This window comes from Streptomyces sp. NPDC058576 (genome assembly GCF_042718715.1).
GTDB lineage: Bacteria > Actinomycetota > Actinomycetes > Streptomycetales > Streptomycetaceae > Streptomyces.
This window is the reverse complement of record NZ_JBHXPF010000007.1, coordinates 110,151-124,620: the sequence shown is the minus strand read 5'-3', so window position 1 is coordinate 124,620 and position 14,470 is coordinate 110,151. Positions and strand designations below refer to the sequence as shown.

11 protein-coding genes and 1 tRNA gene are annotated in these 14,470 nt (G+C 69.8%); 6 read left to right on the top strand and 6 right to left on the bottom strand.

All coding sequences use genetic code 11. From position 1 onward, the window contains the following. Positions 1-3: 3 nt before the first annotated feature. Both ACFWRV_RS08375 and ACFWRV_RS08370 read left to right on the top strand, forming a co-directional pair. A complete protein-coding gene (locus tag ACFWRV_RS08375; protein ID WP_384330358.1) occupies positions 4-882 on the top strand; it encodes an ABC transporter ATP-binding protein in 879 nt (292 codons plus the stop codon). Further along, positions 879-1,595 carry an ABC transporter ATP-binding protein gene (locus ACFWRV_RS08370; protein WP_010061197.1) on the top strand — a complete coding sequence of 239 codons (717 nt, stop codon included), beginning with the start codon at positions 879-881 and terminating at the stop codon, positions 1,593-1,595. The genes ACFWRV_RS08375 and ACFWRV_RS08370 overlap by 4 nt, the downstream gene beginning before the upstream one ends. A gap of 82 nt (positions 1,596-1,677) precedes the next feature. Here ACFWRV_RS08370 and ACFWRV_RS08365 read toward each other — a convergent pair whose 3' ends face one another. Next, the gene (locus ACFWRV_RS08365; protein WP_003969810.1) at positions 1,678-2,334 is read right to left on the bottom strand and encodes an ANTAR domain-containing response regulator; all 657 of its coding nucleotides are present in this window, start codon (positions 2,332-2,334) and stop codon (positions 1,678-1,680) included. A gap of 99 nt (positions 2,335-2,433) precedes the next feature. Between ACFWRV_RS08365 and ACFWRV_RS08360 the strand changes: the two genes are divergently transcribed. Both ACFWRV_RS08360 and ACFWRV_RS08355 read left to right on the top strand, forming a co-directional pair. Next, positions 2,434-2,506: transfer RNA gene (locus ACFWRV_RS08360), tRNA-Leu, on the top strand. A gap of 111 nt (positions 2,507-2,617) precedes the next feature. Continuing rightward, the gene (locus tag ACFWRV_RS08355) at positions 2,618-3,397 is read left to right on the top strand and encodes a helix-turn-helix domain-containing protein (RefSeq protein ID WP_384330099.1); all 780 of its coding nucleotides are present in this window, start codon (positions 2,618-2,620) and stop codon (positions 3,395-3,397) included. A 6-nt stretch (positions 3,398-3,403) separates the two neighbouring features. Here the strand turns inward: ACFWRV_RS08355 and pyk are convergent, their stop codons facing one another. Continuing rightward, positions 3,404-4,843, bottom strand: coding sequence for a pyruvate kinase (gene pyk, locus ACFWRV_RS08350; protein WP_384330096.1), 1,440 nt, complete (start codon positions 4,841-4,843; stop codon positions 3,404-3,406). Positions 4,844-4,963: 120 nt separating this feature from the next. After that, the gene (locus tag ACFWRV_RS08345) at positions 4,964-5,674 is read right to left on the bottom strand and encodes an SIMPL domain-containing protein (RefSeq protein WP_384330093.1); all 711 of its coding nucleotides are present in this window, start codon (positions 5,672-5,674) and stop codon (positions 4,964-4,966) included. A gap of 140 nt (positions 5,675-5,814) precedes the next feature. On the opposite strand from ACFWRV_RS08345, the gene ACFWRV_RS08340 reads away from it, so the two are divergent. Next, positions 5,815-7,629, top strand: a complete 1,815-nt coding sequence (locus ACFWRV_RS08340; RefSeq protein ID WP_384330090.1) for a bifunctional metallophosphatase/5'-nucleotidase — start codon at positions 5,815-5,817, stop codon at positions 7,627-7,629. A gap of 72 nt (positions 7,630-7,701) precedes the next feature. On the opposite strand, the gene ACFWRV_RS08335 is transcribed toward ACFWRV_RS08340, so the two are convergent. The 3 genes from ACFWRV_RS08335 to pepN form a co-directional block, all read right to left on the bottom strand. Beyond that, the gene (locus tag ACFWRV_RS08335) at positions 7,702-9,129 is read right to left on the bottom strand and encodes a lysine N(6)-hydroxylase/L-ornithine N(5)-oxygenase family protein (RefSeq protein WP_384330087.1); all 1,428 of its coding nucleotides are present in this window, start codon (positions 9,127-9,129) and stop codon (positions 7,702-7,704) included. Next, entirely contained in the window at positions 9,126-10,553 is a 1,428-nt protein-coding gene (locus ACFWRV_RS08330; protein ID WP_384330084.1) for a pyridoxal phosphate-dependent decarboxylase family protein, read from the bottom strand. Before ACFWRV_RS08330 ends, ACFWRV_RS08335 begins: the two co-directional genes overlap by 4 nt. Before the next feature lie 316 nt (positions 10,554-10,869). Next, positions 10,870-13,425: an aminopeptidase N gene (gene pepN, locus ACFWRV_RS08325; RefSeq protein WP_384330081.1), complete on the bottom strand. Its 2,556-nt coding sequence runs from the start codon at positions 13,423-13,425 to the stop codon at positions 10,870-10,872. Between the two features lie 159 nt (positions 13,426-13,584). Here pepN and ACFWRV_RS08320 point away from each other — a divergent pair, with 159 nt between their 5' ends. Next, entirely contained in the window at positions 13,585-14,385 is an 801-nt protein-coding gene (locus tag ACFWRV_RS08320) for an MIP/aquaporin family protein (RefSeq protein WP_384330078.1), read from the top strand. Positions 14,386-14,470: the final 85 nt, after the last annotated feature.

Here is a 14,470-nt window from a genome sequence, read left to right as displayed (position 1 = left end):
ACCATGACCACCACCACGACCGACACCGCCACCACGGTGCTCGACGCGAGCGGCGTCACCATGCGCTTCGGCGGACTCACCGCCGTCCGCAACGTCGACCTCACCGTCACAGCAGGCGAGATCGTCGGCCTCATCGGCCCCAACGGCGCCGGCAAGACCACCTTCTTCAACTGCCTCACCGGCCTCTACGTCCCCACCGAGGGCAAGGTCCGCTACAAGGGCACCGTCCTGCCGCCCAAGCCCCACCTCGTCACCCAGGCAGGCATCGCCCGGACCTTCCAGAACATCCGGCTCTTCGCCAACATGACCGTTCTGGAAAACGTCCTCGTCGGACGCCACACCCGCACCAAGGAAGGCCTCTGGTCCGCCCTCCTGCGCGGCCCAGGCTTCAAGAAGGCCGAAGCCGCCTCGCACGAACGCGCCATGGAACTCCTGGAGTTCATCGGCCTCCAGGACAAGGCCGACCACCTCGCGCGCAACCTCCCCTACGGAGACCAGCGCAAGCTGGAGATCGCCCGCGCACTCGCCAGCGACCCCGGTCTCCTCCTCCTGGACGAGCCCACCGCCGGCATGAACCCGCAGGAAACCCGCGTCACCGAAGAGCTCATCTTCGCGATCCGGGACATGGGCATCGCCGTACTCGTCATCGAGCACGACATGCGCTTCATCTTCAACCTCTGCGACCGCGTCGCCTGCCTCGTCCAGGGCGAGAAGCTCGTCGAGGGCACCCCGAGCGTCGTCCAGGCCGACGAACGCGTCGTCGCCGCCTACCTCGGCACGCCGTTCGAAGACGCCCCCGGAGCCGACGAAGTCGCCGAGGTCGAAGCTGCGGAGACGCAGAGCACCACCCGCACCACCAGCACGGAAGGGGAAACCCCGTGACCGCCCTGCTAGAGGTCGAAGACCTCCGCGTCGCCTACGGCAAGATCGAAGCCGTCAAGGGCATCTCCTTCAGCGTCGAAGCCGGCCAGGTCGTCACCCTCATCGGCACCAACGGCGCGGGCAAGACCACCACCCTGCGGACCCTCTCCGGGCTCCTCAAGCCCTCCGGCGGCCGCATCACCTTCGACGGGAAGCCCCTCGGCAGCGTCCCCGCGCACAAGATCGTCGCGCTCGGACTCGCCCACTCCCCCGAAGGCCGGCACATCTTCCCCCGCCTCACCATCACGGAGAACCTCCAGCTCGGAGCGTTCCTCCGGACCGACAAGGCAGGCATCGAAAAGGACGTCCAGCGCGCCTACGACCTCTTCCCCATCCTCGGGGAACGCCGGAAGCAGGCCGCCGGCACCCTCTCGGGCGGCGAGCAGCAGATGCTCGCCATGGGACGCGCCCTGATGTCCCAGCCCAAGCTGCTCATGCTCGACGAGCCCTCCATGGGACTCTCCCCGATCATGATGCAGAAGATCATGGAGACCATCGTCGAGCTCAAGGCGGCGGGCACCACGATCCTGCTCGTCGAGCAGAACGCCCAGGCCGCCCTGTCCCTCGCGGACCAGGGTCACGTCATGGAGGTCGGCAAGATCGTCCTCTCCGGCCCCGGCTCGGACCTGCTCCACGACGAGTCGGTCCGCAAGGCGTACCTCGGCGAGGACTGACGCCCCTGCCGCACGGAAGAGGCCCGCACCGGTTCACCCCGGTGCGGGCCTCTCCGTACGTACGTACAGGTCGTGTACGTGGCTACTCGGCCGACTTCTTCTTCTCCTCGGCGTCCTCGATCAACGCCTCCGCCAGCTGCTGCATCGACATCCGCCTGTCCATCGACGTCTTCTGGATCCACCGGAACGCGGCCGGCTCGGAGAGCCCGTAATCCGTCTGCAGGATGCTCTTCGCCCGGTCCACCAGCTTGCGGGTCTCCAGCCGCTGGGACAGGTCCGCGATCTCGCTCTCCAGCGCCTTCAGCTCCGCGAACCGGGAGACGGCCATCTCGATGGCCGGCACCACGTCGCTCTTGCTGAACGGCTTCACGAGGTACGCCATGGCCCCGGCGTCCCGGGCCCGCTCGACGAGATCGCGCTGCGAGAAGGCCGTGAGCATCAGGACGGGCGCGATGGACTCCTCGGCGATCTTCTCGGCGGCGGAGATGCCGTCGAGGACCGGCATCTTCACGTCCAGGATGACCAGGTCCGGCTTGTGCTCCCGGGCCAGCTCGACGGCCTGCTGCCCGTCGCCCGCCTCACCGACGACCGAGTAGCCCTCCTCCTCCAGCATCTCCTTGAGGTCGAGGCGGATGAGGGCCTCGTCCTCGGCGATGACGACGCGGGTCGTCAGCGGCGGGACGTGCGACTTGTCGTCGTCGACGGCGTCTACGGGCTGGGGCGACTCGGGGGTGGTCACGGGGCTCCTTGTTAGGACAGGGGTGCAGCTCCCAAGAGACTACCTAGTTACGGTATGTTTGAGGCACGGAGGGTCATCGGTATCCTTCGTTTCGAAGGGGCCCCGGTAGCCCAGCGGCAGAGGCGATGGATTCAAAACCCATACAGCGTCGGTTCGAATCCGACTCGGGGCACTTCTCCTTGGATTCCAAGGTCGAGCAACAATTTGACGATCTTCACCCTTGCTGGTGAACGCGCCTTCGATCCGGGCACACCCCTTCGAAGCTCGCAGAAAACTACGCTGCATGGAGCAGCACAACCCCTCGATACGTGACGAAGCGCTCGCCCTCTTGCGGAGCGGGACCACCAATCGAGCAGTGGCGGAACGTCTCAACGTGCCGCGCGGGACTGTCGGCTGGTGGCTGCACGAGGACCGCAAGCGACGCGGAGTGCGGTACGAACAGCCCACCGACTGTCCCGTGTGCACGAGCCGGGAGCTCGACCACGCCGCCTACGCCTACTTACTGGGGCTGTACCTCGGCGACGGCCACATCACGTCGAAGCCCAAGCAACATCATCTGTCGATCTTCTGCGACGCCATCTGGCCGGGCGTGATCGATGAGGCGGAATCGGCCATGCGCGCAGTCATGCCCATGCCCCGCACCGGTCGGCGACAGCGGAACAACTGCGTCGAAGTGAAGTCGTACAGCAAACATTGGACCTGTGCCTTTCCTCAGCACGGGCCGGGCAAGAAGCACGAGCGGCCGATCGCTCTCGAAGAGTGGCAACAGCAGATCGTCGACGCCTACCCCTGGCACTTCGTCCGGGGCCTGATCCACTCCGACGGTTGTCGGAACATGAACTGGACGACCAGGACCGTCCAGGGTGAACGGAAGCGCTACGAGTACCCCCGGTACTACTTCACCAACGTCTCCGACGACATCCGCCGCCTCTACACCGACACCCTCGACGCGCTCGGCATCGTATGGACGCACTGCACGCGCGCGGGCAAGCCCTACAACATCTCCGTAGCCCGACGGGCATCCGTAGCCCTCATGGATGCGCACGTCGGGCCGAAATACTGAGCCGCCCTACTTCGGGCTGTCGTCCTCGCCGATGTGGTGGACGCGGACCAGGTTGGTGGAGCCCGCGACGCCGGGCGGGGAGCCGGCGGTGATGACGACCACGTCGCCCTTCTTGCAGCGGCCGATCCGCAGCAGTTCCTCGTCGACCTGGGCGACCATCGCGTCCGTGGAGTCGACCTTCGGGCCGAGGAAGGTCTCGACGCCCCAGGTGAGGTTGAGCTGGGCGCGGGTGGCCTCGTCGGGGGTGAAGGCGAGGAGCGGGATGGGTGAGCGGTAGCGGGAGAGGCGCTTGACCGTGTCGCCGCTCTGGGTGAAGGCGACGAGGAATTTCGCGCCGAGGAAGTCGCCCATCTCGGCGGCGGCCCTGGCTACGGCGCCGCCCTGGGTGCGGGGCTTGTTGCGCTCGGTGAGGGGCGGGAGGCCCTTGGCGAGGAGGTCTTCCTCGGCGGCCTCGACGATGCGGGACATGGTGCGCACGGTCTCGATGGGGTATTTGCCGACGCTGGTCTCGCCGGAGAGCATCACCGCGTCGGTGCCGTCGATGATGGCGTTGGCGACGTCGGAGGCCTCGGCGCGGGTGGGGCGGGAGTTGTCGATCATCGAGTCGAGCATCTGGGTGGCGACGATGACCGGCTTGGCGTTGCGCTTGGCGAGTTTGACGGCGCGCTTCTGGACGATCGGGACCTGTTCCAGGGGCATTTCGACGCCGAGGTCGCCGCGGGCGACCATGATGCCGTCGAAGGCGGCGACGATGTCGTCGATGTTGTCGACGGCCTGGGGTTTTTCGACCTTGGCGATGACGGGGAGGCGGCGGCCTTCTTCGTCCATGATGCGGTGGACGTCGTCGATGTCGCGTCCGGTGCGGACGAAGGAGAGGGCGATGATGTCGGCGCCGGTGCGCAGGGCCCAGCGGAGGTCGTCGATGTCCTTCTCGGAGAGGGCGGGGACGGAGACGGCGACGCCGGGGAGGTTGAGTCCCTTGTTGTCGGAGACCATGCCGCCTTCGATGACGGTGGTGTGGACGCGGGGGCCGTCGACTCCGGTGACTTCGAGGGTGACGCGGCCGTCGTCGACGAGGATGCGTTCCCCGGTGGTGACGTCTGCGGCGAGTCCGTCGTAGGTGGTGCCGCAGATGTCGCCGGTGCCCTGTCCTTCGAGGGGTTCGACGGTGATGGTGAAGGTGTCGCCGCGTTCAAGGAGTACGGGGCCTTCGCGGAAGCGTCCGAGGCGGATCTTCGGGCCTTGAAGGTCGGCGAGGATGCCGACGCTGCGGCCGGTCTCCTCGGACGCTTTGCGCACGTGGTCGTAGCGCTCTTGGTGTTCGGCGTAGCTGCCGTGGCTGAGGTTGAAGCGGGCGATGTCCATTCCCGCTTCGACCAGGGCTTTGATCTGGTCGTATGAGTCGGTTGCGGGTCCCAGGGTACAAACGATTTTCGCTCGGCGCATGGTTCGAGCCTAAACCTTACCTACGGGTAGGTATTTGGCTCTGCATGACACCTCAACCACCTTTGCGTGAAGGGTTATTGACAAGTGTTGAATTGTGCGGCGGGGTGCTCTGATGAGCGTTTATCCGAGGTTCGGCGGGATGAGGGTGAAGGAGGCTTCGACCTGGGCGTCGACGGTTTGGCGTACGGGTTCGAGGTCGATGGGTGCGGTGTCGGTGGCGGCCTCGGTGGCGGTGCCTCCGTAGGTCTGGGTGGAGAAGGCGGCGCGGGCCATGCGGGGGCCGCCGCCGACGCCGGTGTCGCTGAGTTCGAGGAGGGCGCCGATGCGGGTGTCGAGGGCTTCGGCGTATTCGCGGGCGCGTTGGAGGGCTTCCTGGACGGCTTGGCGGCGGGCGGCGGCGTGGTGGGGGGAGGTGGGGCGCAGGGCCCACCAGGGGCCGTCGACGCGGGTGAGGTCGTGGTCGGCGAGGCGGGTGACGAGTTCGCCGAGGGTGGTGAAGTCGTTGAGGGTGGCGGTGAGTTGGATGCTGCCGTGGTAGGCGCGGATGCGTTCGGCGCGGCCGTGGCGGGTGAGTTCGGGGCGGATGGTGAGGGTGCCGGTTTCGAGCTTTTCGACGGTGTCGCCGTAGGTCTTGATGAGGTCGAGGGTGGTGGTGTTGCGGTGGGTGAGGTCGTCGAGGGTGGTGCGGCGGTCGGTGTTGCGGGCGGTGAGGGTGATGGTGATGTGGGCGATTTCGGGGTCGACTTCGAGGTGGGCTTCGCCGCGGACGGTGACGTGGGGGGTGGCGGGGGTGCCGTAGGGGTGGTGCGTGGGGGTGGAGGTTTCGGTCATGTGTTCACTGTGGCACGGGGGGTGGTGTGTCGTGGTGTGTGTCGCGTGGTCATCGGATCGAAACCTGCGTGGGGTGTTGTGCGGGGTGGCTGCTGGGCCAGAATCTACGCGCGTTGCCCTACTGAACGAGGAGTGAAGAGATGCCGTTGAACCGTAGGACGTTTCTTGGCCGTTCGGCTGCCGCCGGTGCGGGTGCGGCGATGGCGGGCGGGGCGGTCGTGGGCTCGGCGGGTGGTGCGGAGGCGACGGGTCACGGTGGCGGACGTCCGGCACAGCGGTATTCGTTCACGGTGATGGGGACGACCGATCTGCACGGGAACGTCTTCAACTGGGACTACTTCACGGACAAGGAGTACGACGACTCCGCCCGCAACGACGTCGGGCTGGCGAAGATCTCGACGCTGGTGGATCAGGTGCGCCGGGAGAAGGGGCGCCGGAACACGCTGTTGATCGACGCGGGTGACACGATCCAGGGCACGCAGTTGTCGTACTACTACGCGAAGGTCGATCCGATCACGGCGCGGCGTGGTCCGGTGCATCCGATGGCACGGGCGATGAACGTGATCGGTTACGACGCCGCGGCGCTCGGGAATCACGAGTTCAATTACGGCATTCCGGTGCTGCGGAAATTCGAGGAGCAGTGCGATTTCCCGCTGCTGGGGGCGAATGCGCTGGACGCGAAGACGTTGCGGCCGGCGTTCGCCCCGTATGTGATCAAGCGGATGCACACGCCGTGCGGGCGTGATGTGCGGGTGGCCGTGCTGGGGCTGACGAATCCCGGTGTCGCGATCTGGGACAAGGCGAATGTGGGCGGGAAGATGGTGTTCCCGGGTCTGGAGGAGCAGGCGGCGAAGTGGGTGCCGAAGCTGCGGTCGATGGGTGCGGACGTGGTGATCGTCTCGGCGCATTCGGGTTCGTCGGGGACGTCGTCGTGGGGTGATCAGCTGCCGTACGTGGAGAACGCGGCGGCGCTGGTGGCGGAGCAGGTGCCGGGGATCGACGCGATTCTGGTGGGGCACGCGCATGTGGAGATCGCCGAGCACTTCGTGACGAACAAGGAGACCGGCAGGCGGGTCGTGCTCTCGGAGCCGGCGAAGTGGGGGCAGCGGCTGACGCTGTTCGACTTCGATCTGGTGTGGAAGAGGGGCCGTTGGACGGTCGAGAGAGCCGGTTCGCGGGTGTTGAACTCCAACACGGTGGCGGAGGACCGGAGGGTGACGTCGCTGCTGCGGCGCGAGCATCGCAAGGTGGTGGAGTACGTCAACCAGGTGATCGGTTCGTCGGTGGTGGCGATGTCGACGGCTCAGGCGCCGTGGAAGGACGAGCCGATCATCGATCTGATCAATCAGGTGCAGGCGGAGACGGTGAGGGCGGCGCTGGCGGGCGGGGAGTACGCGGCGTTGCCGGTGCTGTCGCAGGCTTCGTGTTTCTCGCGGACGGCGGGGATTCCGGCCGGTGATGTGACGATCAGGGATGCGGCGGGGCTGTATCCGTTCGAGAACACGCTGGAGGCGCGGCTGATCACGGGTGCCCAGCTGAAGGATTACCTGGAGTATTCGGCCCGCTATTACGTGCGGACGGCGGCGGGCGGTCCGGTGGACACGGCGAAGCTGACGAACGCGGACGGGATTCCGGACTACAACTACGACGCCGTGTCGGGCGTGACGTATGACATCGACATCGCGGAGCCGGCGGGTTCGCGGGTCGTGGGTCTTTCGTTCGAGGGGAAGGCGGTCGACCCGGCGGCGGAGTTCGTGTTCGCGGTGAACAACTACCGGGCGAGCGGTGGGGGGAACTTCCCGCATGTGCCGGGTGCGCGGCAGTTGTGGGCGAATTCGGACGAGATCCGGAACACGATCATCGGGTGGGTGCGGGAGAAGGGGTCGGTGGATCCGGCCGCGTTCGCTTCGGTGGGGTGGCGGCTGACGCGTGGGGGGACGCCGGTGTTCCCGTAGCCCTGTGCGCTTTGTGCTGTTCTTTCGGCCCGGGTCTCCTTCGGTGGGGGCCCGGGCCGTTGGTTGTGGGGGCTAGAGGGATTGGCTCAGGGGGACGAGGGCGGGGGCCTGGGCGGGGATGGTGGGGGGTTGGGGGGTGAGGCCGAAGGTGGTGAAGGCGGTGCGTTCGGGGAGGGGGTAGGGGTTGGCGCCGGTGAGGTTGTTGAGGATGGTGGCGCTGCGCCAGGCGGCGAGGCCGAGGTCGGGGGCGCCGACTCCGTGGGTGTGGCGTTCGGCGTTCTGTACGTAGACGTGTCCGGTGACGGCGGGGTCGAGGACGAGGCGGTAGTGGTCGTCGATGCGGGGGCGGTGGGAGGCGTCGCGGCTGAGGTAGGGGGCGAGGCCGCCGAGGATGGCGTCGAGGGGGCGTTCGCGGTAGCCGGTGGCGAGGATGACGGCGTCGGTGGTGAGGCGGGTGCGGGTGCCTTGCTGGGTGTGTTCGAGGTGGAGTTCGACGCGGGTGTTGGCGAGGCGGCCGGCGGTGCGGACGTGGACGCCGGGGGTGAGGGTGGCGTCGGGCCAGCCGCCGTGGAGGGTGCGGCGGTAGAGCTCGTCGTGGATGGCGGCGATGGTGTCGGCGTCGATGCCTTTGTGGAGTTGCCATTGGCGGGGGACGAGTTCGTCGCGGGCGGATTCGGGGAGGGCGTGGAAGTAGCGGCTGTAGTCGGGGGTGAAGTGCTCCAGGCCGAGCTTGGAATATTCCATGGGGGCGAAGGCCTGGGTGCGGGCGAGCCAGTGGATCTTCTCGGCGCCTTCGGGGCGGGCGCGCAGGAGGTCGAGGAAGATCTCGGCGCCGGACTGGCCGGATCCGATGACGGTGATGTGGTCGGCGGCGAGGAGTCGTTCGCGGTGGCGGAGGTAGTCGGCGGAGTGGAGTACGGGGACGGATTCGGCTTCGGCGAGGGGTTTGAGGGGTTCGGGGACGAAGGGTTCGGTGCCGATGCCGAGGGCGATGTGGCGGGCGTAGGCGCGGCCGAGAGCTTCGGCTTCGCCGTCGCGGTCGAGTTGGGTGAAGTCGACTTCGAAGAGGGCGCGGTCGGTGTTCCAGCGGACGGCGTCGACCTGGTGGCCGAAGTGCAGTCCGGGGAGTTGTTCGCTGACCCAGCGGCAGTAGGCGTCGTATTCGGCTCGTTGGATGTGGAAGCGCTCGGCGAAGTAGAAGGGGAAGAGGCGGTCGCGGGTGCGGAGGTAGTTGAGGAAGCTCCAGGGGCTGGCGGGGTCGGCGAGGGTGACGAGGTCGGCGAGGAAGGGGACTTGGAGGCTGGCGCCGTCGAGGAGGAGGCCGGGGTGCCAGTGGAAGGCGGGGCGTTGTTCGTAGAAGGTCGCGGCGAGGGGGCGGGGGTCGTCGGGGGCGGCGGGGATGTTGTGGGCGAGGGCGGCGAGGGAGAGGTTGAAGGGGCCGATGCCGATGCCGACGAGGTCGTGTGGCTGGTCGGGTTCGTGGGCGGGCCGGTCGGTCATCGCGGGGTTTCGCCTTCCGTGGTGTGGGGTGCGGCAGGGGTGCCGGTGACGAGGTCGGCGGTGGTGCCGGTGACGAGGTCCAGGAGGGCTTGGAGGTCCTGGGGGGTGGTGTGGGGGTTGAGGAGGGTGGCTTTGAGCCAGAGGCGGCCTTCGGCGTGGGCGCGGCCGAGGACGGCGTGTCCGCGTTGGAGGAGGGTGCGGCGGACGGTGGCGACGGTGTGGTCGTCGGTGCCGGTGGGGCGGAAGAGGACGGTGCTGATGGTGGGGCGGTCGTAGAGGTCGAGGGTGGGGCTCTTGGTGATGAGGTCGGCGAGGTGGTGGGCGGTGGCGACGGTGCGGTCGATGAGGTCGGCGAGTCCGGTGCGGCCGAGGGCCTGGAGGGTGACGGCGATCTTGAGGGCGTCGGGGCGGCGGGTGGTGCGCAGGGAGCGGCCGAGGAGGTCGGGGAGGCCGGCTTCGGTGTCGTCGTCGGCGTTGAGGTAGGGGGCGTGGTGGTGGAGGGGGGTGAGGTGGTGGTGTTCGGGTACGGCGAGGAGGCCGGCGGAGGCGGGCTGCCAGCCGAGTTTGTGCAGGTCGAGGGTGACGCTGTGGGCGCGGTCGAGTCCGTGGAGGAGTCCGCGGTGGGTGGGGCTGAAGAGGAGTGGCCCGCCGTAGGCGGCGTCGATGTGGAGTTCGGCGTCGTGGGTGGTGCAGAGGTCGGCGATGGCGTCGAGGGGGTCGATCTCGCCGGTGTCGGTGGTGCCGGCGGTGGCGACGACGAGGAGGGGGCGGTGGAGTTCGGTGAGGGCTTCGTCGAGGGCGGCGAGGTCGAGGGTGCCGGTGGGGGCGGGGACGACGACGGGTTCGGGGAGGCCGAGGAGCCAGGCGGCGCGGGCGATGCTGTGGTGGGTGTTGGCGCCGCAGACGGTCTGGACGGGGCCGTGGCGTTCGCGGGCGAGGAGCAGGGCGAGTTGGTTGGCCTCGGTGCCGCCGGTGGTGATGACGGCGTCGGGTGAGGGAGCGCCGGGGTAGATCTCGGTGGCGAGGGCGCTGGTGAGGTCGGCTTCGAGGGCGGAGGCGGCGGGGGCCTGGTCCCAGGAGTCCATGGAGGGGTTGAGGGCGCTGGCGGCGAGGTCGGCTGCTGCTGCCAGGGCGAGGGGTGGGGTGTGGAGGTGGGCGGCGCAGTGGGGGTGGGCGGGGTCGGCGGCGCCTGCGGCGAGGGCGGTGACGAGGGAGCGCAGGGCGTGGTGGGGGCCGGTGCCGTGGTCGGGGATGAGGGGGTGGGTGGCGGTGCGGGTGCGGGGGGTGACGGTGTCGGGTCCGCCGGCGGGGAGGGGGCCGTCGCGGAGGGTCGCGCCGTCGTGGAGTGCGGTGAGGACGGTGTCGATGAGGGGGCGCAGTGCGGCGGGGCCTGCGGTGCCTCCGGCGAGGGGTGGGGTGGGCATGGGTGGGGTGGTCCTTCGGGTGCGCGGGGGTGGACATGCCAGCTTGTCCCGGGTTTCGGGTGGCGCGGCCGAAGAGCCCAACGATCTGAACTCGAAAGGGGTACTAGCGGTCCATGTGACCCGATCGGGTTGGGGTGGGGTGGTAAAGGTGTGCGGTTGCTGGACGGGTGTACGGGCCTGGCGCGCGGTGGGGCCGCTCGTCCGGGCGGCGCACAGCCATGGCACGCGGACGGCCCCCGGCGGTCGGTGCCGGGGGCCGTGCGTGGGTCGTCGTGGGTGGGAGCCGTGGCCGGGCGGGGCGCGGGTCGGTGTCGGGTCAGCCGGTCGTGGTGATGGCCGTCCGTACCGCGAGGGCGCGGCGCAGGTCGTCGAGCTGATCGACGAGCTTGCGGCGCAGGGCGGGGATGAGGGCCGGGTCCTCCAGGGCGCGGGTGCCCGTGGCGAGGCTCTCGGCGTCGATGGCGTAGGCGGGGAAGGCGTAGCGTCCGGCGGCCTCGGCGATGGCGGGGCCGCGGCGGGCGGCGAGTGCGGTGGCTTCCGGGTAGAAGCGGGGCACGTACGGGGCCAGCAGTTCTTCCTGGCCGGGCTGCCAGAAGCCCTGGGCGGTCGCGGTGAAGAGGTAGTTGGACAGGGTGTCGTCGGTGAACAGGGCGTCCCAGGCGGCGGTCTTGGCCTCGGGGGTGGGCAGAGCCGCGCGGCAGCGGGCGGCGCCTTCGCGGCCGGTGGCGCTGGGGTCGACTTCGAGTGCGGCGGCGATGGTGGTCTCGTCGGTGGCGCCGAGGACGGCGAGCCGGGTGAGGATGCGCCAGCGCAGCTCGGGGTCGAGCTCGGGTCCGCCGTGGACGGTGCCTTCGTCGAGCCAGTTGCGCAGGGTGTCGGGCTGGGTGGCGGCGTCGATGAAGTGGCGTACGGCGACGAGGCGCAGGCCCGGCTGTGAGCCGTCCTCGGTGCGGCGGATGAGGTCGCGGCAGAGGCCGGCGAGGGTGGCGAGGGCGGCCGGGCGGTCCTCGGGGTCGGCGTAGCGGGCGGCGATCTGTCCGGCGGCGAAGGTGAGGACCCCCTGGACGAGTGCGAGGTCGCTCTCGTGCGGGAGGTGGGTGCGGGCGGTGGCGAGGTAGGTGGCGGGGTTCAGGTCGCCGTCGCGGACCATGTCGCGGGCGGTGTTCCACAGGACGGCCCGGGTGAGGGCGTCGGGGATGCCGGAGAGGCCGGCCAGGACGGTGTCCCAGGAGGCGGTGTCCAGGCGGACCTTGGCGTAGGTGAGGTCGCCGTCGTTGAGGACGACGAGGGCGGGGCGGCGGCCGGGGCGGATCGTGGGTGTGCCGTCGCCGGGCACGTCGATCTCGAAGCGGTCGCGGAGGGCGAGGTGGCCGGGTCCTGCCTGGGTGTTGAGGGCGTGGTCGTAGGCGCCGACGGTGATGCGGTGGGGGCGGGAGCCTTCGCGGGTGACGGTGAGGGCCCAGGACTGGCCGTTGCCGTTCGCCGGGGGCCCGGCCGGTTCGGTGGGCTCGGGGGCGCCGACCTCGGCGGTGAGGGTGTCGATGCCGGTGGTGCGCAGCCACTGCTCGGCCCAGGCGTGGACGTCGCGGTCGGTGGCGGAGGCCAGGTTGTCGATGAAGTCGGCGAGGGTGGCGTTGGCGAACTTGTGGCGGGCGAAGTGGGCGTTGATGCCGGCCAGGAAGTCCTTCTCACCGAGCCAGGCGACGAGCTGGCGGAGGGCGGAGGCGCCCTTGGCGTAGCTGATGCCGTCGAAGTTGAGGAGGGCGGAGGCGGTGTCGGGGACGGCGTCGGGGTCGGGGGCGACGGGGTGGGTGGAGGGGCGCTGGTCGGCGTCGTAGCCCCAGCCCTTGCGGGCGACGCCGAAGTCGACCCAGGTGTCGGTGAAGTGCGTGGCTTCGGTGAGGGTCTGGTAGCCCATGTACTCGGCGAAGGACTCGTTCAGCCAGATGTCGTCCCACCAGGTGAGGGTGACGAGGTCGCCGAACCACATGTGGGCCATCTCGTGGGCGATGACCATGGCGCGGGTCTGGCGCTCGGTGTCGGTGACGGCGGAGCGGTAGACGAACTCGTCGCGGAAGGTGACGAGTCCGGGGTTCTCCATGGCGCCCGCGTTGAACTCGGGGACGAAGGCCTGGTCGTAGGAGTCGAACGGGTAGGGCTCGTCGAACTTCTCGTGGTAGCGGTCGTAGCAGGCGCGGGTGATGTCGAGGATCTCCTCGGCGTCGGCGTCCAGGTACGGCGCGAGGGAGCGGCGGCAGTGGATGCCGAAGGGCAGTCCGGCGTGCTCGGTGGTGATCGAGTGCCAGGGTCCCGCGGCGATCGCGACGAGGTAGGTGGAGACGAGCGGGGTGGGGGCGATGGTCCAGCGCCCCTGCCCCGTGTGTTCGGCGACGCCGTTGCCGAGGACGGTCCAGCCTTCGGGGGCCCTCACGTCGATGGCGAAGACGGACTTGAGGTCGGGCTGGTCGAAGGCGGCGAAGACGCGTTGGACGTCCTCCATGAACAGCTGGGTGTAGAGGTAGGTCTCGCCGTCGGTGGGGTCGGTGAAGCGGTGCATGCCCTCGCCGGTGCGGGAGTAGTGCATCGCGGCGTCGATGTGCAGTTCGTGGGGGCCGGCGGCGAGTCCGGTGAGGGGGTAGCGGTTGCCGTCGAGGAGGGCGGGGTCCAGGGGCTGTCCGTCGAGACTGACCGAGCGCAGGGTGGCGGGCTTGACCTCGACGAAGGTGTCTCCGGCCGCGCGGGCGGTGAACCGGATGGCGGTGGCGGAGTCGAAGGTCTCCTCGCCGGTGGTGAGGTCGAGGGCGATCGTGTACCGCTCCACGTCGAGGATCTGGGCTCGGGTCTGCGCTTCGTCGCGCGTCAGTACGGACATGGCCCCATGCTGCCGTACGGGGGACGGCGGGCGCAGCGGGGTTCTCCCTGGGCGGACGCCCCGTCCCGGGAGTGGCCCGGAGGCTCGCGGATACCCCTGGGGGCTGTTGGCGCATACCATTTCCTCGGCGCGGCACACCGAGTACCGAGGACGTCCCTCATGACGCTCACGCCTGCGCCCGAACCTGTGGTTCCGAGACCCGGGCCCGACGCCCCGCCCACCGCGGAGGGTCCCCGGACACCGGAGCTCCCGCACGATCCCGGTCCCGGTCCGGTGCTGCCCCGGGCCGTGTGCGAGGCGGCGCTGACCGCGCTGCTGCTGTTCCTCATCGTGTCGAGTGTGCGGTGGCTCGTGGGACCGGACCCGGGGGCTGCGGCGGCCCGTCCGGCCGTGCTGGGCTGCGTCGTCGGAACCCTGCTCGCCCTGTTCATGATGTCTCCGCCCGGCCGGTGCTCGGGCGGTCATCTGAACCCGGCCGTCACCCTCGCCCTGTGGCGGCTCGGGGCCTTCCCCGGCCGTGAGGTCGTGCCGTACGCGGTGGCGCAGCTGGCCGGGTCGGTGCTCGGGGTGTGGTGCGCCGGCCTGGTGTGGGGTCCGGCGGCCGGGCGCCCGCCGGTCCGCCACGCGTCGGTGCGGGCGGATCCGGCGTGGGGCGACGCGGCGGTCCTGAGCACCGAGGCGGGGGTTCTGGCGGGGTCGACGCTGATGCTCGGGGCGCTGCTCGCCTCCCCCGGCGGGCGCCGGGTGCTGCCGTACGCGGTGGGGCTGACGACCGCCCTGGTCATCGGGGTGCTCGGGCCGCTGAGCGGCGGATCGGCCAACCCCGCGCGGCAGTTCGGCCCGGCGCTGCTGGCCGGGGACACGGGGCGGCTGTGGGTGTACGTGCTCGGGCCGGTCCTGGGGGCGCTGCTGGGTGCGTGGCTCGCGGGGCGGGTCGGGCTCCGGCGGCCGTACCGGTGACGCGGGTGGCCGGAAGCCGGAGGCCGTACCGGTAGCGGCTCCCGAGTCCGTACCGGTAGCGGCTGCGGAGGCCGCCCCGGTAGCG

What these genes read in the sequence shown, in the direction of transcription:
- ACFWRV_RS08375 (WP_384330358.1), top strand. Translation starts at nt 4, where the DNA reads ATGACCACCACCACGACCGACACCGCCACCACGGTGCTCGACGCGAGC.
- ACFWRV_RS08355 (WP_384330099.1), top strand. Translation starts at nt 2,618, where the DNA reads ATGGAGCAGCACAACCCCTCGATACGTGACGAAGCGCTCGCCCTCTTG.
- pyk (WP_384330096.1), bottom strand. Translation starts at nt 4,843, where the DNA reads ATGCGCCGAGCGAAAATCGTTTGTACCCTGGGACCCGCAACCGACTCA.
- ACFWRV_RS08345 (WP_384330093.1), bottom strand. Translation starts at nt 5,674, where the DNA reads ATGACCGAAACCTCCACCCCCACGCACCACCCCTACGGCACCCCCGCC.
- ACFWRV_RS08340 (WP_384330090.1), top strand. Translation starts at nt 5,815, where the DNA reads ATGCCGTTGAACCGTAGGACGTTTCTTGGCCGTTCGGCTGCCGCCGGT.
- ACFWRV_RS08335 (WP_384330087.1), bottom strand. Translation starts at nt 9,129, where the DNA reads ATGACCGACCGGCCCGCCCACGAACCCGACCAGCCACACGACCTCGTC.
- ACFWRV_RS08330 (WP_384330084.1), bottom strand. Translation starts at nt 10,553, where the DNA reads ATGCCCACCCCACCCCTCGCCGGAGGCACCGCAGGCCCCGCCGCACTG.
- pepN (WP_384330081.1), bottom strand. Translation starts at nt 13,425, where the DNA reads ATGTCCGTACTGACGCGCGACGAAGCGCAGACCCGAGCCCAGATCCTC.
- ACFWRV_RS08320 (WP_384330078.1), top strand. Translation starts at nt 13,585, where the DNA reads ATGACGCTCACGCCTGCGCCCGAACCTGTGGTTCCGAGACCCGGGCCC.